20 protein-coding genes and 1 tRNA gene are annotated in these 22,529 nt (G+C 61.5%); 8 read left to right on the top strand and 13 right to left on the bottom strand.

What is annotated here, in order from left to right:
• Window positions 1-99 precede the first annotated feature (99 nt).
• From RC54_RS01810 to RC54_RS01780, 7 genes are all read right to left on the bottom strand, one after another.
• A complete protein-coding gene (locus tag RC54_RS01810) occupies window positions 100-3,084 on the bottom strand; it encodes a ribonucleoside-diphosphate reductase subunit alpha (RefSeq protein ID WP_061789498.1) in 2,985 nt (994 codons plus the stop codon).
• Window positions 3,085-3,488: 404 nt separating this feature from the next.
• Window positions 3,489-4,112 (bottom strand): 1,6-anhydro-N-acetylmuramyl-L-alanine amidase AmpD, encoded by a 624-nt coding sequence (ampD, locus tag RC54_RS01805; RefSeq protein WP_061789497.1) that lies wholly within the window; start codon window positions 4,110-4,112, stop codon window positions 3,489-3,491.
• A 3-nt stretch (window positions 4,113-4,115) separates the two neighbouring features.
• Window positions 4,116-4,403, bottom strand: a complete 288-nt coding sequence (locus RC54_RS01800; RefSeq protein WP_017451979.1) for a PP0621 family protein — start codon at window positions 4,401-4,403, stop codon at window positions 4,116-4,118.
• A complete protein-coding gene (locus RC54_RS01795; RefSeq protein WP_058894030.1) occupies window positions 4,400-5,212 on the bottom strand; it encodes a cytochrome C assembly family protein in 813 nt (270 codons plus the stop codon). Before RC54_RS01795 ends, RC54_RS01800 begins: the two co-directional genes overlap by 4 nt.
• Before the next feature lie 136 nt (window positions 5,213-5,348).
• Window positions 5,349-6,158: an ABC transporter ATP-binding protein gene (locus tag RC54_RS01790; protein ID WP_058894029.1), complete on the bottom strand. Its 810-nt coding sequence runs from the start codon at window positions 6,156-6,158 to the stop codon at window positions 5,349-5,351.
• Between the two features lies 1 nt (window position 6,159).
• Window positions 6,160-6,981, bottom strand: coding sequence for an ABC transporter permease (locus RC54_RS01785; RefSeq protein WP_017451976.1), 822 nt, complete (start codon window positions 6,979-6,981; stop codon window positions 6,160-6,162).
• Window positions 6,982-6,999: 18 nt separating this feature from the next.
• Window positions 7,000-7,965, bottom strand: coding sequence for an ABC transporter substrate-binding protein (locus RC54_RS01780; RefSeq protein WP_058894028.1), 966 nt, complete (start codon window positions 7,963-7,965; stop codon window positions 7,000-7,002).
• A 318-nt stretch (window positions 7,966-8,283) separates the two neighbouring features.
• On the opposite strand from RC54_RS01780, the gene ffh reads away from it, so the two are divergent.
• The 3 genes from ffh to RC54_RS01765 all read left to right on the top strand — a co-directional run bounded on the left by ffh (window position 8,284) and on the right by RC54_RS01765 (window position 11,318).
• Window positions 8,284-9,654, top strand: a complete 1,371-nt coding sequence (gene ffh / locus RC54_RS01775; RefSeq protein WP_017451974.1) for a signal recognition particle protein — start codon at window positions 8,284-8,286, stop codon at window positions 9,652-9,654.
• 395 nt (window positions 9,655-10,049) lie between these two features.
• Complete coding sequence (locus RC54_RS01770) at window positions 10,050-10,550, top strand: SWIB/MDM2 domain-containing protein (RefSeq protein ID WP_082685957.1); 501 nt, start codon at window positions 10,050-10,052, stop codon at window positions 10,548-10,550.
• A 351-nt stretch (window positions 10,551-10,901) separates the two neighbouring features.
• Entirely contained in the window at window positions 10,902-11,318 is a 417-nt protein-coding gene (locus tag RC54_RS01765) for a hypothetical protein (protein WP_058894026.1), read from the top strand.
• A gap of 107 nt (window positions 11,319-11,425) precedes the next feature.
• Here RC54_RS01765 and RC54_RS01760 read toward each other — a convergent pair whose 3' ends face one another.
• A complete protein-coding gene (locus RC54_RS01760) occupies window positions 11,426-13,153 on the bottom strand; it encodes a proline--tRNA ligase (RefSeq protein WP_058894025.1) in 1,728 nt (575 codons plus the stop codon).
• A gap of 227 nt (window positions 13,154-13,380) precedes the next feature.
• Here RC54_RS01760 and RC54_RS01755 point away from each other — a divergent pair, with 227 nt between their 5' ends.
• A complete protein-coding gene (locus RC54_RS01755; protein ID WP_017451969.1) occupies window positions 13,381-13,971 on the top strand; it encodes an RNA pyrophosphohydrolase in 591 nt (196 codons plus the stop codon).
• A gap of 8 nt (window positions 13,972-13,979) precedes the next feature.
• Window positions 13,980-14,558, top strand: a complete 579-nt coding sequence (locus RC54_RS01750) for a CNP1-like family protein (protein WP_058897456.1) — start codon at window positions 13,980-13,982, stop codon at window positions 14,556-14,558.
• Between the two features lie 100 nt (window positions 14,559-14,658).
• Here RC54_RS01750 and proB read toward each other — a convergent pair whose 3' ends face one another.
• From proB to rplU, 4 genes are all read right to left on the bottom strand, one after another.
• A complete protein-coding gene (gene proB / locus RC54_RS01745) occupies window positions 14,659-15,777 on the bottom strand; it encodes a glutamate 5-kinase (protein ID WP_058894024.1) in 1,119 nt (372 codons plus the stop codon).
• 118 nt (window positions 15,778-15,895) lie between these two features.
• Window positions 15,896-17,005 (bottom strand): GTPase ObgE, encoded by a 1,110-nt coding sequence (gene obgE / locus RC54_RS01740; protein WP_017451966.1) that lies wholly within the window; start codon window positions 17,003-17,005, stop codon window positions 15,896-15,898.
• Window positions 17,006-17,197: 192 nt separating this feature from the next.
• A complete protein-coding gene (gene rpmA, locus RC54_RS01735) occupies window positions 17,198-17,455 on the bottom strand; it encodes a 50S ribosomal protein L27 (protein ID WP_013232410.1) in 258 nt (85 codons plus the stop codon).
• Between the two features lie 48 nt (window positions 17,456-17,503).
• A complete protein-coding gene (gene rplU, locus RC54_RS01730; RefSeq protein ID WP_006713215.1) occupies window positions 17,504-17,815 on the bottom strand; it encodes a 50S ribosomal protein L21 in 312 nt (103 codons plus the stop codon).
• Window positions 17,816-18,138: 323 nt separating this feature from the next.
• On the opposite strand from rplU, the gene ispB reads away from it, so the two are divergent.
• The 3 genes from ispB (at window position 18,139) to RC54_RS01715 (ending at window position 20,769) form a co-directional block, all read left to right on the top strand.
• A complete protein-coding gene (ispB, locus tag RC54_RS01725; RefSeq protein ID WP_174526096.1) occupies window positions 18,139-19,089 on the top strand; it encodes an octaprenyl diphosphate synthase in 951 nt (316 codons plus the stop codon).
• A gap of 16 nt (window positions 19,090-19,105) precedes the next feature.
• Window positions 19,106-19,182 (top strand) — tRNA-Pro (locus RC54_RS01720).
• A 510-nt stretch (window positions 19,183-19,692) separates the two neighbouring features.
• On the top strand, window positions 19,693-20,769 hold the full coding sequence (locus tag RC54_RS01715; protein WP_061789496.1) for an acyltransferase family protein: 1,077 nt from the start codon (window positions 19,693-19,695) through the stop codon (window positions 20,767-20,769).
• 49 nt (window positions 20,770-20,818) lie between these two features.
• On the opposite strand, the gene RC54_RS01710 is transcribed toward RC54_RS01715, so the two are convergent.
• Window positions 20,819-22,516: a CsgG/HfaB family protein gene (locus RC54_RS01710; RefSeq protein ID WP_058894021.1), complete on the bottom strand. Its 1,698-nt coding sequence runs from the start codon at window positions 22,514-22,516 to the stop codon at window positions 20,819-20,821.
• Between the last annotated feature and the right edge of the window lie 13 nt (window positions 22,517-22,529).

The raw sequence follows: 22,529 nt of genomic DNA, 5'->3' as shown, positions 1-22,529 counted from the left end.
GCTAGGGTGGGTGGGACTTGGACAGTGTAGCTGCCGTCATCTCGGATGACCTTGATCATCCTCATCAGCAGGCCGTCTGGCCCCACCCGGATTGCTTGCTTACTGGCAGGCCTCGCACTCTTCGAAGCCCGGATCGCCCGGACGCATGGTGCAGACCGGACCATCGGCTTCGATCGAAGCACCGGGGTTCGGCATCACGTAGGCAGCCGATGCAGCAGCAGCCGAAGCGATCGGTGCAGCCGGAACAGCCGTACCCGAGGCCGATGCCATCGCACCCGCACCGCCGTCAACGGCCACGGCGTTCAGTGCACCCGCACGGGAAGTGGACTTCTCAGTGTGGGTGGCGCCGATGGTGCGCAGGTAGTAGGTGGTCTTGAGGCCACGCAGCCATGCCAGCTTGTAGGTCTCGTCCAGGCGCTTGCCGGAAGCACCGGCCATGTAGATGTTCAAGGACTGGGCCTGGTCGATCCACTTCTGGCGACGCGAGGCGGCTTCCACCAGCCAGGACGGATCGACTTCGAAGGCGGTGGCGTAGATGTCGCGCAGGTCTTGCGGGATGCGGTCGATCTTGGCCAGGCTGCCGTCGAAATACTTGAGGTCGGCGACCATGACTTCGTCCCACAGGCCGCGAGCCTTCAGGTCACGCACCAGATACTCGTTGATTTCGGTGAATTCGCCCGACAGGTTCGACTTCACGTACAGGTTCTGGTAGGTCGGCTCGATGCAAGCGGACACGCCGATGATGTTGGAAATGGTCGCCGTCGGGGCGATGGCCACGCAGTTCGAGTTGCGCATGCCGTGTTCGGCGATGCGGGCACGCAGGGCGGCCCAGTCCAGGGTCTCGGTGGTATCGGTTTCCAGGTAGCCGCCGCGCTCTTGCGCCAGCAGCTTCAGGGAGTCCTGCGGCAGGATGCCGCGATCCCACAGCGAACCGCGGTAGGAAGCGTAACGGCCGCGCTCTTCAGCCAGTTCGGTCGAGGCCATGTAGGCGTAGTAGCAGACGGCTTCCATGGAGCGGTCGGCGAATTCGACGGCGTCCATCGAGGCGTACGGCACGCGCTTGATGTGCAGGCAGTCCTGGAAGCCCATGATGCCCATGCCCACCGGACGGTGGCGCAGGTTGGAATCACGTGCCTTCTTGACGGCGTAGTAGTTGATGTCGATGACATTGTCCAACATGCGCATGGCGGTGCGGATGGTCTTTTGCAGCTTGGCATGGTCCAGCTCGCCATTGACCAGGTGCGCCGGCAGGTTCACCGAACCCAGGTTGCAGACCGCGATTTCGCTCTCGTTGGTGTTCAAGGTGATCTCGGTGCACAGGTTGGAACTGTGCACCACGCCGACGTGCTGCTGCGGCGAACGGATGTTGCAGGGATCCTTGAAGGTGATCCACGGGTGGCCGGTTTCGAACAGCATCGACAGCATCTTGCGCCACAGGTCGTTGGCTTGCACCTTCTTGAAGAGCTTCAGCTCGCCACGGGCAGCCTTGGCTTCATAGGCGGTGTAGGCTTCTTCGAAGGCACGGCCGAACTTGTCGTGCAGGTCCGGGGTGTCGGAAGGGGAGAACAGGGTCCACTCGCCCTTTTCCATCACGCGCTTCATGAACAGGTCGGGAATCCAGTTCGCGGTGTTCATGTCGTGGGTGCGGCGGCGGTCGTCGCCGGTGTTCTTGCGCAGTTCGAGGAATTCCTCGATGTCCATGTGCCAGGTTTCCAGGTAGGCGCAGACCGCGCCCTTGCGCTTGCCGCCCTGGTTGACTGCCACGGCGGTATCGTTGACCACCTTCAGGAAGGGGACCACGCCTTGCGACTTGCCGTTGGTGCCCTTGATGTGGGCGCCCAGGGCGCGCACCGGGGTCCAGTCATTGCCCAGGCCGCCGGCGAACTTGGCCAGCAGGGCGTTTTCCTTGATGGCTTCATAGATGCCGTCGAGGTCGTCGGCCACCGTGGTCAGGTAGCAGGAGGACAGCTGCGAACGCTGGGTGCCCGAGTTGAACAGGGTCGGCGTCGAGCTCATGAAGTCGAAGGACGACAGCAGGTCGTAGAACTCGATGGCGCGCGCTTCGCGGTCGATTTCGTTCAGTGCCAGGCCCATCGCCACGCGCATGTAGAACGCTTGGGGCATCTCGATGCGGGTGCCGCCGATGTGCAGGAAATAACGGTCATATAGCGTCTGCAGGCCGATGTAGCCGAACTGCAGGTCGCGCTCGGGCTTGAGGGCAGCAGCCAGCTTGGCCAGGTCGAACTGGGCCAGCTTGGTATCGAGCAGCTCGGCTTCGATCCCCTTCTTTACATAGTGCGGGAAGTAATCCAGGTACTCGGCCGGGGCGTCAGCCTGGGCCACTTCCTTGCCGAACACTTCCTTGCGGATGGTGTGCATCAACAGACGCGAGGTCACCTGGCTGTAAGCAGGGTCCTTTTCCATCAGCGCGCGGGCAGCCAGGATGGCGGACTTGTACAGCTCTTCGACGGGCACGCCGTCGTACAGGTTCTTGACGGTTTCGGCCAGGATGGCTTCGGCATCCACGTGCGCCTCCAGGCCGACGCAGGCGGCGGCGATCAGGGCGCGCACTTCATTGATGTCCAGCGGACGGCTCTGGCCGTCTTCGGTCACGTGCAGTTGCGGTGCAGCCACTTCGGTCTTGGTGGCGGCGCCTTGCTGGGCACGCTCTTCCATGCGCTTGGCACGGTACAGCACATAGGCACGGGCCACGTCATGCTCGCCCGAACGCATCAGAGCCAGCTCGACCTGGTCCTGGATGTCTTCAATATGGAAGGTGCCACCGGTGGGCTGGCGACGCACCAGTGCCGAGACCACGCTGGTGGTCAGTTGCTCGACCATCTCGCGCACGCGCGCCGAGGCCGCACCCTGACCACCGTTGACGGCCAGGAAGGCCTTGGTCACGGCGATGGAAATCTTGGAAGGTTCGAAACCGACCACGGCGCCGTTGCGGCGGATGATGCGGTATTCGCCCAGGCCTGCGGTATGGGAGACGATGGACTGGCCTTCAGCGGAGCCTTCCTGCTCGGCGGAAACGCCAAACGGGGCGGGCGATTTAACGGAAATTTCTTGGGTTGAGCGCACTTAGCCTCCTGGGGTACATGGGCAGACGAACGGGGTGCATCGCCTGCGTTGCTGATAACTACCTCTGGATCCCCGAACTGCCGGGGATCGACGAACGACAGATGCGTCCCACAATGACTATCCCTTGCGTGGACATTCATGCTGACGCAAAAACTGCTTGAAACTGATGAGTGAAGCGACGGAATAAAAGAAGGAAGAACCGGGGCGTTATCGTACTTGGTTACTGCCTCGCGGGTCTTGCACCTTCCGAAGCACTGCCGGAACTAGGGCCCCTGAAGAGGGAGACCCGGCTACCACAATAAGTTCAACTGAACACTACATCTAGTACCAAAACATCGAATGGGACTAATTCTAGTGGCGCCCCAAGGAGGATGCAACCGCTATTTCGAGAATTTTTCTGCTGCTCAAGCTTGACTTTTGTGAAGGCCAAGAGGGAAGCGCAATTGCGCGTGGTTAATCATTTTTACCATTTCGTTGTGGTAGCCTGCCCAGTCGAAGAAGGGGCCGGGATCGGTCTTGCGTACCGGTGCGATGTGCTCGTGACCGACCACGGCGGTCAGGCCATAGCGACTTACCAGGGCCTGAGACAGCTTGACCAGCGCCGCATACTGGGCCTGGGCGAAGGGTTCGAAGTCGGTCCCTTCGAGCTCGATACCGATGGAAAAATCATTGCAGCGCTCGCGCCCCTCGAAGGTAGACACCCCGGCGTGCCAGGCCCGCCGATGGGCCGGGACGAACTGCACCACTTCGCCATCGCGACGGATCAGGAAGTGCGCAGAGACCCGCAGCGGCCGCAACTGCTCAAAGTAAGGATGGGCATCGTAGTCGAGACGATTGCAGAACAGGTCCGCTATATAAGGACCGCCGAATTGCCCCGGTGGCAGGCTGATGTTGTGGATCACCAGCAGATCGGTAACCGCTCCCTCGGGCCGGTCATCACAGTTGGGCGAGGGCTCGCGGCGGGCGATGTTGCACCAGCCGTCGCCATCGATGATCCAGGCGGCGGCGTCAGGCAGGACGGTATGCATGGCTTAGAAGGAGGCCAGTCGGCGATGCTCTTCCGAGCAATAGTGCGCACCGGAGGCATGAACCACTGCCTCGGAGGCCGGGAAGTGGATGCCGCAATGGGCACACTGCACCATGGTCTCGACATTGCTGTCGCTGCGGCGACGAAAGCGCGCCGGCTTGGGGGGCGGCATCCCGGGCTCGGCGTTGTTGGTGTCGGCGGCGGAGTCGTTACCGGCCAGCATGGATTTCTTGGCGCGCTGGAACCACACCACCACGGCCAGCAACACGACCAGCCAGATCAAATATTTCATGTCAGTACCCGATGCAGCACGACTTCAAGCACGAACCGGCTGCCTACATATGCCAATAAAAGGATGGCGAAACCGGCCAGCGTGAAGCTCAGCGCAGTCCGCCCCCGCCATCCCTGCCAGCGACGGCCGGCCAGGAGCAGGCCGAACAGCAGCCAGGACAGCATGGTGAAGATGGTCTTGTGATCCCACTTCAATGGCGTCCCGAACAACTGCTCGGAGAAGACCACGCCCGATAGCACCGTCAGCGTCAGCAAGGTGAAGCCGAAGGCGATCAGGCGAAACAGCAATTTTTCCATGGTCAGCAGCGCCGGCAGACGATCCAGCGCCAGCCCGAACCAGCTGGACTGGGCCACCGGACCCGGCCGGGTATGCAGACGCGACTCCTGCAATACCATCAGCACCGCATGGAAGGCGGCGATGGTCAGCGTGCTGTAGGCCAGAATGGAGATGGCGATGTGCGCCAGGAACCAGTCGGACTTGCCGGCCAGCGCCACCAGGTTGCCGGGGAAGACGGTCGGCAGGATCACCGCCAAGGCCGCCACCGGCAGCACCAGGACACGCATACTATCGAGTGAGAAATTGCGATTTTCCAGCCAGTAGGCGGCCACCGAAATCCACAAGGTAGAAGAGAGCATCACCGCAAAGCCCACCCGTAACGCGTCCGGGGCGAACATATCCGACAACAGTGCGCCGCCATGCAGCACCCAGCCCACCACGATACCCAGCGAAATCGGCGCGCGCCGCTGCGAGGGCATGAAGGCGCAGCCCAGGTAGAACAGCGCCGCCAGGATGAAAAAATAAGTTTGCATCGTCCAAGTTTACACTATCTCGGCCCGCCGCCCGCTTGCGCCGGGTCAGCCGGTGCCTGGATCGCTTCCCTGAAATGCGACACGGCAGGGGTTGCCTGCCGTGTCCGAGTACTGCTTACAGCAGGACGGCACCCACTCAATCGACGGCGGCGGCCTTCATCTCGGCATTGTGATGGCGCTGCTGCTCCTCCATCACCAGTTGGCCCAGCTCGCGCTTCAAGGCATTGAAATCCGGGTCGGCCGGATCGCGCAGGCGTGGCAGATTGACCAGCATGTCACGCTTGACGGTACCAGGTCGGTAGGTCATCACCACGATGCGGTCGGCCAGGTAGATCGCCTCTTCGATGCTGTGGGTGACGAAGACGATGGTCTTCCTGAACTCATCCCAGATGCGCAGCAGCTCATCTTGCAGGTTGCGGCGGGTCAGCGCGTCGAGGGCACCGAAGGGTTCGTCCATGAGCATGATGGGCGAATCCAGCGCCAGCACGCGGGCAATGGCCACCCGCTGGCGCATCCCGCCCGACAGATCCTTGGGGAAACGGGTGCGGAAGTCGATCAATCCCAGCTTGTCCAGCAACTGGCTCACGCGCTGGGCGATCTCGGCCTTGGGACGGCCCTTGATTTCCAGGCCGAAGGCGACGTTCTGCTCCACCGTCATCCAGGGAAACAGCGCATATTCCTGGAACACCATGCCACGGTCCGGTCCCGGCTCGGTCACCGCCTTGCCATCGGTGAGGATTTGGCCGGAAGAGGGCAGCGCAAAACCGGCAATGGCATTCAAGAGCGTGGACTTGCCGCAGCCGGAGGGCCCCAGCAGGCAGACGAACTGGCCATCGGGGATGGCGAGGTTGATGTCCTTCAAGGCCACCACCTCGCGCTCATCGGTCTTGAAGACCTTGTGCACGCTCTGTATACAGATGCGGGGAGACGAATTGCTCGGGTTCATGTCAGTTCTCCAGCCCGCGATGCCAGCGCAGCATGTAATTGTTGAGGCGGCTCATGCCCAAGTCGATGGCCAAGCCCAATAGGCCAATGGTGATCATGCCGGCGATGATCTTGTCCGACCAGAAATATTCACGCGCCTCCATGATGCGAAAACCCAGGCCATTGCTGACCGCAATCATCTCGGCCACGATCACCACGATGAAGGCGGTACCGATGCCGATGCGCACCCCCGAGAGGATGTAAGGAACGGCAGCCGGCAGCATCACCCGCAAGAACAGCGTGGACTGGCTCGCCCCCAGATTGCGGGCGGCGCGCAGGTAGATGCTGTCGACCTGGCGCACCCCGGCGATGGTATTCATCAGCACCGGGAAGAAGGCCCCCAGCGAGATCAGGAACAGCGCCGGCGGATTGCCCAGCCCGAACCACAGGATGGCCAGGGGGATATAGGCAATCGGCGGAATCGGACGGATCACCTGCACCGTCAGGTTCATCAAGCCATAGATGCGCTGGCTGGAGCCCATCAGCAACCCCAACGGCAAGGCCAGCCCGGCGCCGATCAGGAAACCCGCCACCACCCGGTACAGGCTGCCGATGGCATCCATGATCAGCTCGCCCGAAAAGGCCCAGGCCAGCCAGCTGCCGGCCTCGGGATCATAGGGTTTCAGAGGGGTGGCGTATTCCACCCATTTCTTCAGCACCGCCCAGGGCGAGGGCAGGATCTGTGGATTGATCCAGCCCGCCCGCGAGGCGCCCTCCCACAGGGCGATCACGATGATCGGCACCAGCAGCCCCTGCAGGAAGCTGCCCTTGTTTTGCTTGGCCATGCGCAATTTCCCCTTGGTTTACTTCAGGTTCATGCTCTTCTTGGCCTGCTCCAGCAGATCGGTCTTGACCCAATCCTTGGCCAGCGGCGGCTTGGCCATCTTGCCAGTGCCGTACTTGGCCATGGTGTCGGTGGTCACCTGAATGTGCTCGGCGGTGATGTCGTAGGCATAGGGCGAGTTGCCGATGGCGTCATAGAAGTCTTCCTTGGTGATCTGGTTCTTGAAGATCACTTCGCGCACGTACTTTTCGGCCACTTCCGGCTTGTCGATGAAGGTCTTGGTCGCCTCCAGGAAGCAGCGCATGAACTTCTCGGCCAGCGGGCGCTTCTCGGTATAGAACTTCTCGGTCATCACCATGGTGCGGTAGGGCTCGCCGATAGGGGTGTCGTAGGGCTTCATCACTTCCACCCCGAAGCCCTTGTTGATGGCCTGCGAGGATTGCGGCTCGCTCTGCATCATGGCATCGATGTTCTTGCCCAGCAGGGCTTGGTTCAGGTCGGCGAAGGCCAGGTAGACGATGGTGACGTCCTTGGCGGAGAGGCCGTTCTGGCCCAGTTCGGCGTCCAGCAGCACTTCATGGATGCCGCCGCGGGTCACGCCCACCTTCTTGCCCTTCAAGTCCTTGACCGACTTGATACCGGAATCCTTGCCCGCCACCAGGCGCGCGCCGCCCTTGGCGAAACCTGCCACCACATAGATCGGTGCACCGTTGGCGCGGCCCGAAATGGCCGCTTCGGAGGCGGTCGTGCCCACATCGAGCTCACCGGCCAGGATGCCCTGCATCACGTCCGGGCCCTTGGCGAAGACTTTTTCATCGACCTTGATGCCGCATTTGGGGGCGATCTCCTTGATATAGGACACCGCACCATAATGGGCGAACTTCAGGTTGCCCAGGCGGATCACGTCGTCGGCCGCATGACTGGGGGCCGAGAAACCGGCGCTGGCCAGCAGGACCAGGGCCATCCATTGTGTTGGTTTTTGCATTTCCACTCTCCTCTTGTGTGTATCGTTGTTGATACGGCGCGCCGGAACCAGCAGTGCAGGGCCGGCAGTCTCGATGGCGTTGGCCCCTGCTGCGTGGCGGGGGCCTTGGTTGTTCTATGCGCTTGGAAATTCAGCGCCCATGTATACACAAAGAGCGCAGGCTGTACAAGCTGTTAATTTTACGTAGCGTCCCCATCTGCAGCCCACGCGCCGGCAGGGGCGCAGCAGGGCTGATCGGTTAGAATGCAGGATTGCCCGCCGCCGCGCCTACCCTGTTCGTCCCGGCCTGCGGCCATCCACCTATTTGCAGATATCACCATGCTAGACAACCTGACCCAACGCCTCGCCAAAGTCGTCAAAACCATGCGCGGCGAGGCGCGACTGACCGAATCCAATACCGCCGAGATGCTGCGCGAAGTGCGCCTGGCCCTGCTGGAGGCCGACGTGGCCCTGCCCGCCGTGCGCGAATTCATCGCCAAGGTGAAGGAAAAAGCCATGGGCGAAGAGGTCATCGGCTCGCTCACCCCGGGTCAGGCGCTGGTCGGCGTGGTCCAGCGCGAGCTGGCCAGCCTGATGGGGGCCGACCTCGGTGCTGAAGCCTCGCAACTGAACTTTGCTACCCAGCCGCCAGCGATCATCCTGATGGCCGGCCTGCAGGGTGCCGGTAAGACCACCACCGTCGGCAAGCTGGCCAAGTACCTGCGCGAGAACAAGAAAAAGAAGGTCTTGACCGTCTCTGCCGACGTCTACCGCCCGGCCGCCATCGGCCAGCTGCAGACCGTGACCGGCCAAGCCGGCGCCGACTTCTTCCCCAGTCAGCCGACCGACAAGCCAGTCGACATCGCCCTGGCCGCGCTGGATTACGCCAAGAAGCACCACCACGAAGTGCTGATCGTCGACACCGCCGGACGTCTGGGCATCGACCAGGCCATGATGGATGAAATCCGTGCCGTGCACGCCGCCATCAAGCCCATCGAAACCCTGTTCGTGGTCGACGCCATGCTGGGCCAGGACGCCATCAATACCGCCAAGGCCTTCAACGACGCCCTGCCGCTGACCGGCGTGGTGCTCACCAAGCTGGATGGTGACTCGCGCGGTGGCGCCGCGCTGTCGGTGCGCCACATCACCGGCAAGCCCATCAAGTTCGCCGGTGTGGCCGAAAAGCTCGATGGCCTGGAAGCCTTCGATCCCTCGCGCATGGCCAACCGCATCCTCGGCATGGGCGACATCCTGGCCCTGGTGGAAGAGGCGCGCAAGGGCGTGGACATGGAAGCCGCGCAGGACCTGGCGCACAAGATCAAGGGCGGCGGCAAGTTCGACCTCAATGACTTCAAGGCGCAGCTGTCGCAGATGAAGAAAATGGGTGGACTCACCAGCCTGCTGGACAAGCTGCCGGCCCAGATGCAGGCCGCCGCCGGCAACGCCAACATGGACCAGGCCGAGAAACAGGTGCGCCGCATGGAAGGCATCATCAACTCCATGACCCCGCAGGAGCGCGCCAAGCCTGAACTGATCAAGGCCACCCGCAAGCGCCGCATCGCCGCCGGTGCCGGGGTGCAGGTGCAGGAAGTCAACCGCATGTTGTCGCAGTTCGAGCAGATGCAATCGATGATGAAGAAGCTCAAGGGCGGCGGCATGATGAAGATGATGCGCAGCATGAAGGGGATGCTGCCGGGTGGAATGCGCTGACCATCACCGGCCGCAAAGCCTTGCAGCAATTGGCTTTGCGGCTGCCCCCCAGTCCCGGGCAGCGTCCCCGCTGCCTGAAACCTTCCCTCCCCGCCTCGTTTTCCTCCTCTCTTTCGCAGCCTTTCGACGACCTCCTTCAGGGTGCAAAAGCATGTCCTTCTTGCATCGTCTGCATGAGTTCTCCGCGGCCCTGCAAGCAGCCCTTTCCCGAGCCTGGTCGATCCGCCGCGATCCCTTTACCGGCGCGGCTTGACGGCGGATCGCTGCGACTCGTTGTTTCCGCGCGCTTTGGCCTGGAAATCCTCTAAAAAATACTTGCGTGGCCGTGCAAAGAGCACCACTATTAGCGGTGCGTAAATGACGCATTCATCTCATTCTTGTGAGGAGTCTTTCCGATGGCCACAGCAAAAAAAGCAGCAGCCGCAGTAAAGAAGCCAGCAGCAAAACCCGCCGCCAAGGCCGCCGCCAAACCGGCAGCAAAGCCAGCAGCTAAAGCGGCAGCCAAACCGGCAAGCAAAGCCGCCGCCCCCAAGGCTGCAGCCAAACCCGCCGCCAAGCCGGCAGCAAAGGCAGCTCCGAAAGCCGCCCCGAAGGCAGCACCCAAGAAAGCCGCAGCAAAACCCGCCGCCAAGCCCGCTGCAAAACGTACTCCCAACGCCGCCTTCATGAAGCCGCTGACCCCATCGGCTGCCTTGGGCGAAGTGGTCGGCGCCAAGCCGCTGCCGCGCACCGAGGTGACCAAGAAGGTGTGGGAATACATCAAGAAGCACAAGCTGCAGAACGCCGAAAACAAGCGCAACATCGATGCCGATGACAAGCTCAAGGCAATCTTCGGCGGCAAGAAGCAAGTCACGATGTTCGAAATGACCAAGCTGATCTCGGCTCACCTGAGCTGATCGACGCCCGCGGTTTGCAAGCGACTTGCAAACAAAAACGCCCGCAGAAGCCATGCGGGCGTTTTTGTTTCCGGATGTTTCAGGAGTTCGTGCGTGCGCTGGCGCTGCGCCCGTCTTTTCCGCTTGTCTGACGCCTCTTGCAGCACTTCTCTGATGGCAGGCAGGTCGGGAGCCGCCTACCATGGCGGTTCTGGGCGGTGCGACGCTGCCTGCAATACCTTGTAACAAGCTTTCCGGTTCATATTGCGGCTCATCGAACAGAATAGAAGAACCGAAAAACAGAAAACGGGTCTACCCTGTGCCATTCACAGATGAGCTTGGAAGCTCATGACCAAGAGAAAGGAAATGACCATGCCAAATCAACCCGCGCCTACCACCTCCCTGCGCCACCAACTACTGCGCTCGGCCTGCGCTATCGTGATCGGCCTGGCCGCCCTGAGCGCTGCCTCGCATGTGTTCGCTGCCGGCAAGCCAGGCAATTCGGAATACCAGCAACAGATCGCCGCCTGCAAGAGCGGCAGCTCCACCGAGGATCGCGCCACCTGCCTGCGGGAAGCCGGTGCCGCCCAGCAAGCCGCCGCCCGTGGCACCCTGACCGACCCGAGCCCGGCGCAACTGAAGGAAAACGCCCTGCGTCGCTGCGAAGGCCTGCCGCAATCGGACCGCATCGATTGCGAAAAGCGCGTCAATGGCCAGGGCCGGGTGGACGGCAGCGTGGCTGAAGGCGGTATCTTCCGCGAGACCGTGACGATCGTCCCGGCCAAATAAGTAAGACATAAAGCGGACCGGCACCGAGCCACGCCTGCCAAGGCGCGGCCCAAAAACAAAGGCGGACGCCACGGCGCCCGCCTTTTTCATGCCTGTCTCTGCAATCCTCAGACGGCCAACTTGCCCTTGATGAAGGCCAGCGCCTCAGCCAGCGGCACCTGGGTGGCCTCGGTATCGCGGCGGCCCTGGTATTCGATGTTGCCATCCTTGAGGCCACGGTCACCCACCACGATGCGATGCGGCACGCCGATCAGTTCCCAATCGGCGAACATCGCGCCCGGGCGCTCGCCACGGTCGTCCAGCACCACGTCCACACCGGCTTCGGTCAATTGCGCATAGAGCTTGTCGATCTCGGTCTTGACCGCTTCGCTGCGGTCGTAGCCCATCGGGCAGAGCACCACTTCGAAGGGGGCAATCGAGGTCGGCCAGATGATGCCGCGGTCATCGAAGTTCTGCTCGATGGCCGCGCCCAGGATACGGGTCACGCCGATGCCATAGCAGCCCATCACCAACGGTTGCGGCTTGCCGGCTTCGTCCAGGTAGGTGGCCTTCATGGCTTCCGAATACGTGGTGCCGAGCTGGAACACGTGGCCCACTTCGATGCCGCGCTGGATCGCCAGCACACCTTTGCCATCCGGCGAGGCGTCGCCTTCGACCACGTTGCGGATATCGGCCACCTGCGGCTCGGGCAGATCACGGCCCCAGTTGGCGCCGGTGTAGTGGAAATCGGCTTCATTGGCACCGCAGACGAAGTCGGCCATGTTGGCCACCGTGCGGTCAGCCACCACCTTGACCGGCTTCTTGGTACCGATCGGCCCCAGGTAGCCGGGCGGGGTGCCGAACCATTCGACGATCTCGGCTTCGCTGGCGAAGCGATAGGTCGCCAGACCCGGTATCTTGCTGGCCTTCACTTCGTTCAATTCGTGGTCGCCACGCAAGAGCAGCAACCAGATTTCCTTCTTGGCCGGATCTTCATTGTCCACTGCCAGCACGATCGACTTGACCGTGCGCGTCAAGGGCAGGCCCAGCAGTTCGGCCACGGCTTCGCACTTGGATTTGGCCGGCGTGGCGGTCTTTTCCAGCGCCTGGGTGGCGGCACCACGGCTGCTGTCGGCGGGCAGTGCTTCGGCCGCTTCCATGTTGGCGGCGTAATCCGACGTCGGGCAATAGACCAGCGCGTCTTCGCCAGTGGCGGCAATGACGTGGAATTCGTGCGAGCCGGAACCGCCGATGGCGCCGTTGTCGGCGGCCACGGCGCGGAATTCCAGGCCGAAGCGGGTGAAGATGCGCACATAGGCGTCATACATGGCCTGGTAGGACTTCTTCAAGCCATCGACGTCGCGGTCGAAGGAATAGGCATCCTTCATCGTGAATTCGCGGCCGCGCATCAAGCCGAAACGCGGACGGCGTTCGTCGCGGAACTTGGTCTGGATGTGATAGAAGTTGACCGGCAACTGCTTGTAGCTGCGCAGCTCGGAACGGGCCACGTCGGTGACCACTTCTTCCGAAGTCGGCTGGATGGCGAAGTCGCGGCCATGGCGATCCTTCACGCGCATCAACTCGGCACCCATCTTGTTCCAGCGCCCGGTTTCCTGCCACAGCTCGGCCGGCTGCACCACCGGCATCAACAGCTCGACGGCGCCGGCGCGGTTCATTTCCTCGCGCACGATGGCCTCGACCTTGCGGATCACGCGCAGCCCCATCGGCATGTAGGTATAGATGCCGGCGCCCAGACGCTTGATCATGCCGGCGCGCATCATGAGCTTGTGGCTCACGATTTCAGCGTCGGAAGGGGCTTCTTTCAGGGTGGAAATAAAAAAACGTGAGGCGCGCATGACGGTCGGTTCTTTTTAAAAAGAGGAGGGTTATAATCATTCCAATTTTAAAGGATTAGCTGGCTGATGCGCCCTTTCTTTGCAGATTTGCTCCCAGTTTCAATGACATCCGTGCATCGATGTGATTGCTCCTGACCCGTCTGGCGTACCGGTTTTTCCGTGTATGCCCGCAGTCGCATGAGCCTGCCTGAAAGGGACTTCCAGCCGCAGAAAGTTTGAGGATCACCATGCTGGATCGAGAAGGCTTCCGCCCGAACGTCGGCATCATCCTGCTCAACGCCAATAACGAGGTGTGGTGGGGCAAGCGCGTGCGCGAGCACTCCTGGCAATTCCCGCAAGGCGGCATCAAGCACGGCGAGACCCCCGAACAGGCGATGTTCCGGGAACTGGAAGAAGAGATCGGCCTGCGTGCCGAGCACGTGAAGATCATCGGCCGCACCCGTGACTGGCTGCGCTACGAAGTCCCCGATCATTTCATCAAGCGCGAAGTGCGCGGCCATTACCGCGGCCAGAAGCAGATCTGGTTCCTGCTGCGCATGGTCGGGCGCGATTGCGACGTCAACCTGCGCGGCACCTCGCATCCCGAGTTCGACGCCTGGCGCTGGCACGACTACTGGGTGCCGCTGGACGTGGTGATCGAATTCAAGCGCGAGGTCTATCAGCAAGCCCTGCAGGAGTTGTCGCGCTTCCTGAACCGCCCCGGCCACGCAGCCCGCCGCCCCGAGCAAGCCGGCCGCGTCCTTGCTCCCCACAAGAAACCGGGCCAGGCACCGCAATGCCAGCCCAGCAACGGCGCGCCCACGCCCGAATCCAAGTGAACCAGCCCATGCCCTCTTTCCCGCAGATCGCCGCACCCACTTCCCTGTTCACCCCGCGCATCCTGCGCCGTGCCGTTCTGGCCTGCGCACTGCTGGCCGCTTGCGCCGGTGCGCTGGCGCAGAGCTTCGATGAAGACTTCGACGATGAAGACAAGCCCTGGCAGGAAATCGCCGTGCAACTGCCGCCCACACCGCAGCAGCAGAACCTGGCCGAGTTCTACCTCAGCCCGAATGCCACCATGAAGGCCTATGTCGACCTCAACTCGGTCTCCATCGGCACCGACAAGGTAGTGCGCTACACCGTGGAGACCAAGACCGAAGGTGGCGCCGTCAACGTGATGTACGAAGGAATGCGCTGCGAGACCTGGGAAAAGAAGACCTATGCCTTCGGCCACCCCGATGGCACCTGGTCGCGCTCGCGCCGCGACAAGTGGCAGCCGATCCGCGATATCGGTGTCAATCGCATTGATGGCGCCTTGTTCAGGGATTATTTCTGCGAAGGCAAGATGATTGCCGACAATGAAAACGTGAAGAGCATCATCAATCGTCTCAAGACCCAGACCCGCATCGATCCGGTGCGCCGCTGATGGCAAGCGGGGCAAGCAATAAAAAACGCGGCCAGGCCGCGTTTTTTTGTTTGAATCATCGATATCGTTTATATTCTTTATATCGTTTTGATGATTTAATTCACAGCAACACCAGGTTGTCCCGATGCACCAGCTCCGGCTCCTCCACGAAGCCCAGGATGGCCTGGATCTCGGAAGAAGGATGGCGAATGATGCGGCGCGCATCCGAACTGTTGTAGTTGCTCATGCCGCGCGCAATGGCGCGTCCAGCCGCATCCACGCAGGTAATCACGTCCCCGCGGCCGAATTCGCCGGCCACTTCCACCACGCCGATGGGCAGCAGCGACTTGCCTTCCTGACTCAGTTTCTGCACCGCCCCGGCATCCAGCACCACGCGACCGGCGGTCTTGAGATGATCGGCCATCCACTGCTTGCGCGCAGTCAGTTGCGCGGTCTCGGCATTGAGCTGGGTACCGATGGCCTCGCCGGCCGCCAGGCGGGTCAAGACCTGATCTTCACGGCCCCAGGCGATCACCGTATGGGCGCCGGAAGTAGCGGCCCGCTTGGCCGCCAGGATCTTGGTCAACATACCGCCACGCCCGATGCCGGTGCCGGTGCCGCCCGCAATCAACTCCAGCGAGGGGTCGCCAGCGCGTGCTTCGGCAATGAGAGTGGCATGGGGATCCTTGCGCGGATCGGCGGTAAACAAGCCCGGCTGGTCGGTCAGGATGATGAGCGCATCGGCTTCGATCAGGTTGGCCACCAGCGCGCCGAGCGTATCGTTGTCGCCGAACTTGATTTCATCGGTGACCACCGTGTCGTTCTCGTTGATGACCGGCACCACGCCCAGTTGCAGCAGGGCAAACAGGGTGGAGCGGGCATTGAGGTAGCGTTCGCGGTCAGCCAGGTCGGCGTGGGTCAGCAAGACCTGGGCGGTGTGCAGCTCATGCTTGCGGAAACTGGTTTCATAGATCTGCGCCAGGCCCATCTGGCCCACGGCGGCGCAGGCCTGGAGGTGATGGATGCCGGTGGGGCGCTTGTCGAAGCCCAGGCGCTGCATCCCTTCGGCGACCGCGCCGGAGCTGACCAGCACCACTTCCTTGCCGAGCGCGCGCAATTGCGCGATCTGCTCAGCCCAGCGGGCGATGGCATTGGCGTCCAGGCCCTTGCCATCATTGGTGACCAGGGAAGAGCCCACCTTGATGATGAGCCGCTTGGCGCGTTGAATGACCGATTGCATAGTGTTCCGGGTTCTGATTCTTCTGGGAGCGACGGAAAATCCGACAGGCAGAGATGATAGCCCGAACCGCCCCCGCGCGCACCCTGCCCGAGACAAGGTCGCACGCGTGAACTCACACTCAGTCCAGGACCTTGAAGCGCGGATCGTCCGGGTCGATGCTGGAGATGGCGCGGGCTTCCTCGGTCATCTGCGTCTCTTCCGAGCGATGCTCTTCGGCGCGCTTGGTTTCCAGATACTTGTAGATCTCGTTGATGAGATCTTCACAGCCATCGCGATTCAGTGCCGAGATCTCGAACACCGGCCCCTTCCAACCGAAGCGCTTGACGAAATCCTTCACCCGCTTGGCGCGCTCGGCCTCGGGCACCACGTCCAGCTTGTTCAACACCAGCCAGCGCGGCTTGTCGAACAGCGACTGGTCGTATTTCTTCAATTCCTTGACGATGGCCTTGGCTTCCTTGACCGGATCGACTTCGTCATTGAAAGGAGCCAGATCGACGATGTGCAGCAGCAGACCGGTGCGCTGCAGGTGGCGCAGGAACTGCACACCCAGGCCTGCACCATCGGCCGCACCTTCGATCAGGCCGGGAATGTCGGCGATCACGAAGCTCTTCTCGTGGCTCACGCGCACCACGCCCAGGTTGGGATGCAGCGTGGTGAAGGGATAGTCGGCGATCTTCGGACGGGCGTTGGAGACCGCCGTGATGAAGGTCGACTTGCCGGCATTGGGCATCCCCAACAGGCCCACATCGGCCAGCACCTTCAGTTCCAGACGCAGTTCGCGGCGCTCGCCTTCCTTGCCCTCGGTCTTCTGACGCGGGGCGCGGTTGGTGGAAGTCTTGAAGTGGATGTTGCCCCAGCCGCCCTCGCCGCCCTTGGCCAGCATCACGGTCTGGCCATGGAAGGTCAGGTCGGCGATGTGCTCGCCGGTATTGATGTCCACGATCAGCGTGCCCACCGGCATACGCAGGTAGACATCGTCGGCGCCCTTGCCGTAGCAATCCGAACCACGGCCGTTCTCGCCGCGACCGGCGCGGTGCAGCTTGGCGTAGCGATAGTCGATCAGGGTGTTGACGTTACGGTCGGCCACGGCCCAGATGGTGCCGCCCTTGCCGCCGTCGCCGCCGTCGGGACCGCCAAAGGGGCGGAATTTCTCGCGGCAGAAGCTGGCGACACCGTTGCCGCCATCCCCTGCCACGACTTCAATGCGTGCTTCGTCGATGAATTTCATGATATGGACGCCTCGTGGGAGCCGCTAACAAAACGTCGATCCATCCTGGACCTGGTGAGGACCAACCCCTGCATTGCATAGGAAGCAGAGGCTCGGCGCTTTGTTGACGGCTCTTCAAAAAACCAAAAAGGCTCCACCATCGGCAGAGCCTTTTTAAGCCTGGTTCCGGGCGAACCCGGATGACAGGAACGCTTACGCCGGAACGACGGTTGCGTATTGACGCTGTTGCAGACCCTTGACAACGAACTTGACCTTGCCGTCCTTCAGGGCGAACAGGGTGTGGTCCTTGCCGACGCCGACGTTTTCGCCAGCGTGCACGCGGGTGCCGCGTTGACGGACGATGATGCCGCCAGCGTTGATCACTTGGCCGCCATAAACCTTGACGCCCAGGCGTTTCGATTCTGAGTCACGGCCGTTGCGCGTAGTGCCGCCGCCTTTTTTGTGTGCCATTTAAAACTCCTTGATGACTTTGGATGAGCAGTTCGTTTGGTTCAACGCTTAGGCGTTGATCGAGACGATTTGCAGTTCGGTGTAGTTCTGACGATGGCCTTGACGCTTCTGGTAATGCTTACGACGACGCATCTTGAAGATCCTGACCTTGTCATGGCGACCTTGTGCTACCACAGTAGCCAGCACCGTAGCACCTGCGACCAGCGGCGCACCGAACTTCACGGTTTCGCCTGCGCCCACTGCGAGCACTTGATCCAAAGTGATTTCGGAGCCAATGTCAGCCGGTATCTGTTCTACTTTGAGTTTTTCGCCAGCAGCAACTTTGTATTGTTTGCCGCCGGTTTTTATGACCGCGTACATGTGAAACCTCACGAATGATTAATAAGAACGATTTTCCCCTGCCGAAACAGGAAAACCCCAAATTATACATGCACTTAGCGACACGGTCAAAAGACTTGACACTTTGCCGGGCCTCTGCACAACACAGTTTCCGGCAGGACAATGAGAAGCCCCTTGTCTGAATGGCAAGCAGGATTTTCATCCCGACAATGAAAAACCTACCCATCCCACCCACAGGCTCTTTGGCGTGCCCCCTGCTTGTCATCGTATAATCCGGGGAATAACCATTTCCCACAGGTTCCGCCTTGTCTGCCGCCGTACAAAACGCTTCGCAACAAACCATCATGCAACCGATCGTCGCCGACATGGAGGCGGTCAACGCAGTCATCCGCCGGCAACTGTACTCGGAGGTACCGCTGGTCAACCAGGTCGCCGAATACATCATCAGTGCCGGCGGCAAGCGCCTGCGCCCGGTGCTGGTGGTGCTCATCGCCAATGCCTTCGGCTACAAGGGCGAGCACCATCACTCGCTGGCGGCCGTGATCGAATTCATTCATACCGCCACCCTGCTGCATGATGATGTGGTCGACGAATCCTCGTTGCGCCGCGGCAAGCAGACTGCCAATGCCATGTTCGGCAATGCCGCCTCGGTGCTGGTGGGCGACTTCCTGTATTCGCGCGCGTTCCAGATGATGGTCGCGGTGGGTAACCCCCGCGTGATGGAAATCGTGGCCCACGCCACCAACGTCATCGCCGAGGGCGAAGTGCTGCAGTTGCTCAATATGCACAACCCGGATGTGGATGAAGCCGGCTACCTGCAAGTGATCCGCTCCAAGACCGCCAAGCTGTTCGAGGCCGCCAGCCAGATCGGCGCCTTGATTGCGGGCGCCGACGAAGCCGGCATCGAAGCCGCTGGTGAATACGGCCGCTCCATCGGCACCGCCTTCCAGTTGATCGACGACGTGCTGGATTATTCCGGCAACAGCACCGAGATCGGCAAGAACGTCGGCGACGACCTGCGCGAAGGCAAGCCCACGCTACCGCTGATCTGGCTGATGCAGCACGGCACCCCGCAGCAGCGCGAACTGGTGCGCACCTGCATCGAGAATGGCGACGAGCAGCATTTCGACGAAGTGCTCTCGGCCATCACCCATTCCGGCGCCCTGGCCTATACCCGCGAACAGGCAGAAATTGCTGCGCGACGCGCGGCGGACGCAATTATTTCACTTCCTGATAGCCAATTCAAAAAATCCCTGTTAGAATTATCGGCTTTCGCAGTAGATCGAAATCACTGACTTAGATCTCACTCGACGGGGTGTAGCTTAGCCTGGTAGAGCGCTACGTTCGGGACGTAGAGGCCGGAGGTTCGAATCCTCTCACCCCGACCAGAATTACCTTGTAGACCAAGGACAAGAAAGCCCAGCAGCGATGCTGGGCTTTTTTATTGCCCAATCAATTATTCACCATACCCTTCAAAACCAGGCCACTTCACTACTGTAGAAGAAGAATTCTTCATTTCGACAGCCTTGAGCCCTGTACCGCCCCCCTTCTGCATCACCTTGCGCCAAGCCGCTCAAATCCCCTAACCGTCGCTATTCACAGACACAAGTCGCCCAAGGTCCGCCATCGAGGACATTAAGCCGATAAAGACTGCGATTACGGACATGAAACGGGAAGAAGCCGCTTGTGGTAAGCCTCAGTAGCACAATAGAATAGCGCGGCATTCGATTCAATTTTGTTAAGAATCTGGGCCATGGCATCAAGCTGCGCGCAAAAACCTCAGCATCAGTCAGCATTTTTGCTGCACAGCAACAAATCGTCAATCCCTACGGATCCCGGCCCCGGTTCTCCCGCCCCTATGTCCGCGTATCAATCGGAATCAGTACAGGAGTTACTGCATGAGTATTCCCGTCACAGTCGGCAGCACCGCGGGTGCTGCGCGCTTTTCCGGCTATCGGCCCTGGCTTGATGGCGTCAGAGCGGTCGCCATTCTGCTGGTGCTGCTGGAGCATACGAATCTGTTCAAGCAGTACAACCTCGGTGGGGTCGGGGTCGGCATCTTCTTTGCCTTGTCCGGCTATCTGATCACCGGTCTGCTCTGGGATGAGTTCGCGCGGGAAGGCCGCCTGGCACTAGTACCGTTCTACATCCGGCGCTTCGCCCGGCTGGCGCCGGCCTTGCTGCTGGTGGCGCTGATCGCGGGGCTGGCCTTCTTGCTGGAAGGGCAGCGGCGCGCTGCTTTCAATGCCATCTTCGCCGTCACCTACACGACCAACTATGCCGCCATCTTCAGTGGTCACCACCTGGCGGGCTTCGGGCATACGTGGTCGCTGGCGGTGGAAGAACACTTCTACCTGATCTGGCCGCCGCTGATGTTGCTCCTGATGCGACGCATACCAACTGCCAGCTTCGTCAAGGCGGTGCTGGCCATTGCCGTGATGGTGCTGTGCTGGCGCGCTTTCCTGTTCGGGGTCTTTGGCGAGCAGGTCAGGCTGATGCTCTATGCCGGCAGTATCGAACGACTCGATTCCCTGCTCTATGGCTGTGCGGCCGCCGTGGCGGTCAGACAAGGCTGGCGTCCGGGTAACGGTGCGATGGCAGCGGGCGTGGTGGCGCTGGCGGTGAGCGTGCTCTGGATTGCGCCCTTGAGCAGCGTATTGGGCCCCACCCTGATCGGCGCTGGTGGCGCCTTGTTCATTGCGGCGATCGATTGCGAGCGCCGGGCAGTGCTGCAGCAGGTACTGTCGACCAAACTGATGGTGCGCACCGGGATACTGTCCTATGGCATCTATCTGTGGCATATCCCGCTGCTGCAACTGAGCAGCAAGAATGGCGAAGGAAGCTTGCCCAGCATCCTGGCGGCCATGGCATTGGCGGTGATCCTGGCGCATTTGTCGTACCGCTATTGCGAAGTGCCGATACGTGACAGCGTGCGACAACGACTGGCGCAGAAAAAAGAACCGGCCTTGACCTGAAACGCCCGGTCCGGTGCGACCTACGCCGCACCGGACCAGGTTCACCGTCTTACCACTTGTCGTCCTTGGCCGGTGCGCTGGGCTTGACTGCCTCGGTGGCTGGCGCAGCCGCTGCCGGCTTGGTGCTCTTGGCCTTGGCCGCTGCGGATGCAGTCGCAGCCGGAGTGGAGGCAGCCTTACCTGCCGCCGCACTGGCCTCGACCGGCGCAGCCTTGGGCAGTTGCCCCCGCAGTTCGATGGCGCCGGCCACGAAGGGCTTGTCTCCCAGCTTGCCGCCCTCTTCCACGGTGCCATACGAGGTCTGCGCGGCAACGCGGTCAATGCGGATCGTGCCCACCGGCGTCTCCTTGCGGCCCAGCGAATTGCCGGTCTGCGGATCCTTGAGCTCCTCGCCCAGATAGACCGCCTTCCAGCGCTGGCCCACTTGCAGTGATTCGCCACCCTGACTCAACACCACCTGATCGCCCTCCAGCGACACTACCGACACCGGGAAGATCTCGGTCACGATGGCGCCACCGATCTGGCTGGACAATGCATCCATCAGCCCGGATGCCATGCTCTTGCCATCGATCACGCGTGGCATCGTGCTGGGGTCGGCACTGGCCAGCTTGTGCTCGAAACTCTGCGACATCACGACCTGGCCGGTGGCCGCATTGACCAGGCGCAGCGTGATGCGCCCGCCCCCCGAGTACGACACCAGCTCTCGATCGGACATGCGCAGCTTGCGCACCGACTTCGGATATTCGAAGCGCTCGATGGTCGGGATCAGCAACAGATCCGTAGCCAGCTGCTGACCGATGCGTGCACTGTCCTGGGCACGCACATTGCCACTGTTGATGTGATCAATCTCGGCTTGCAGGTCGGCACCGAATTCGCGATCCAGCACGATGAAGCGCTTGGTCTGGGTGAGGATGTCCGACAGGCGCCCACGCACGGCGCGCGCCACTTCGTCGGCCGGCACCTGGCTATCACCCACCGGATAGGTCTGCATCAGGGTCTTGGGCAAGACCACCACGATCTTGGGCTGCCCCTTTTCGTCGGGCGCCTTGTACTGGGCGATCTCGGCGCGCAGCTTGACCTTCCAGTAGCTGCGCATCTTCTTGTGACTCAGGTCGGACGAATAGGAACTGGCACCCCGCTTGACGTCGACATTGGCCGATTCGCTGGAAGCGGACGAACCGGAATAGGAAGCGGAGGCACTGGCGCTGGCATCGCCGCCACGGGCACTGCCTTCGCCACTTGCCTTAAGCTTCACATTGCTTTCGGAAGAGGCCGATGCCGAGTAGCTGTAGCCGCCATCGCTGGCGCGAACCTTCGCTACCACCTCTTCATCGACCTTATCCACCTCTTCCTGGGACAGGATTTCGTAACCCAGCACGCTGCCCTGGGAACCGGCCACCATCTTCTGCTCGAAAGCATCGGCGCGGACCGAGCCTGCATTCTGACCATCCACGCTCACATCCAGCCCCTGGCGCAGGCTTTGCAACTGGCTGGCGACCTTCACACCATTGACCTGCGCCACTGCCGACTGCAAAGCCGAGACCACCGCCAGTTCCAGGGTACTGCCCACGGCCTCGACCTCGCGGCTGACCTTGGTGACGCCCCCGAAATCAGGCGCGCTGCGCTTGGGCTGCTGCGGCGCGGCCGCCACGGGCTCGGCCACTTTCTTCGGCTCTTCCTTTTTATCGCACGCCGACAGCAGCGCCATCGTCAACGCAATAACACCCACTCCAATTCGTCGCTGCATATCAAACTCTCTT

Origin of the sequence: Herbaspirillum rubrisubalbicans, from assembly GCF_003719195.1 — a bacterium.
GTDB classification, from domain to species: domain Bacteria; phylum Pseudomonadota; class Gammaproteobacteria; order Burkholderiales; family Burkholderiaceae_D; genus Herbaspirillum; species Herbaspirillum rubrisubalbicans.
This window is presented reverse-complemented; position numbering and strand designations above follow the sequence as displayed.

What these genes read in the sequence shown, in the direction of transcription:
- ampD (WP_061789497.1), bottom strand. Translation starts at nt 4,112, where the DNA reads ATGCATACCGTCCTGCCTGACGCCGCCGCCTGGATCATCGATGGCGAC.
- RC54_RS01800 (WP_017451979.1), bottom strand. Translation starts at nt 4,403, where the DNA reads ATGAAATATTTGATCTGGCTGGTCGTGTTGCTGGCCGTGGTGGTGTGG.
- RC54_RS01795 (WP_058894030.1), bottom strand. Translation starts at nt 5,212, where the DNA reads ATGCAAACTTATTTTTTCATCCTGGCGGCGCTGTTCTACCTGGGCTGC.
- RC54_RS01790 (WP_058894029.1), bottom strand. Translation starts at nt 6,158, where the DNA reads ATGAACCCGAGCAATTCGTCTCCCCGCATCTGTATACAGAGCGTGCAC.
- RC54_RS01785 (WP_017451976.1), bottom strand. Translation starts at nt 6,981, where the DNA reads ATGGCCAAGCAAAACAAGGGCAGCTTCCTGCAGGGGCTGCTGGTGCCG.
- RC54_RS01780 (WP_058894028.1), bottom strand. Translation starts at nt 7,965, where the DNA reads ATGCAAAAACCAACACAATGGATGGCCCTGGTCCTGCTGGCCAGCGCC.
- ffh (WP_017451974.1), top strand. Translation starts at nt 8,284, where the DNA reads ATGCTAGACAACCTGACCCAACGCCTCGCCAAAGTCGTCAAAACCATG.
- RC54_RS01770 (WP_082685957.1), top strand. Translation starts at nt 10,050, where the DNA reads ATGGCCACAGCAAAAAAAGCAGCAGCCGCAGTAAAGAAGCCAGCAGCA.
- RC54_RS01765 (WP_058894026.1), top strand. Translation starts at nt 10,902, where the DNA reads ATGCCAAATCAACCCGCGCCTACCACCTCCCTGCGCCACCAACTACTG.
- RC54_RS01760 (WP_058894025.1), bottom strand. Translation starts at nt 13,153, where the DNA reads ATGCGCGCCTCACGTTTTTTTATTTCCACCCTGAAAGAAGCCCCTTCC.
- RC54_RS01755 (WP_017451969.1), top strand. Translation starts at nt 13,381, where the DNA reads ATGCTGGATCGAGAAGGCTTCCGCCCGAACGTCGGCATCATCCTGCTC.
- RC54_RS01750 (WP_058897456.1), top strand. Translation starts at nt 13,980, where the DNA reads ATGCCCTCTTTCCCGCAGATCGCCGCACCCACTTCCCTGTTCACCCCG.
- proB (WP_058894024.1), bottom strand. Translation starts at nt 15,777, where the DNA reads ATGCAATCGGTCATTCAACGCGCCAAGCGGCTCATCATCAAGGTGGGC.
- obgE (WP_017451966.1), bottom strand. Translation starts at nt 17,005, where the DNA reads ATGAAATTCATCGACGAAGCACGCATTGAAGTCGTGGCAGGGGATGGC.
- rpmA (WP_013232410.1), bottom strand. Translation starts at nt 17,455, where the DNA reads ATGGCACACAAAAAAGGCGGCGGCACTACGCGCAACGGCCGTGACTCA.
- rplU (WP_006713215.1), bottom strand. Translation starts at nt 17,815, where the DNA reads ATGTACGCGGTCATAAAAACCGGCGGCAAACAATACAAAGTTGCTGCT.
- ispB (WP_174526096.1), top strand. Translation starts at nt 18,139, where the DNA reads ATGCAACCGATCGTCGCCGACATGGAGGCGGTCAACGCAGTCATCCGC.
- RC54_RS01715 (WP_061789496.1), top strand. Translation starts at nt 19,693, where the DNA reads ATGAGTATTCCCGTCACAGTCGGCAGCACCGCGGGTGCTGCGCGCTTT.
- RC54_RS01710 (WP_058894021.1), bottom strand. Translation starts at nt 22,516, where the DNA reads ATGCAGCGACGAATTGGAGTGGGTGTTATTGCGTTGACGATGGCGCTG.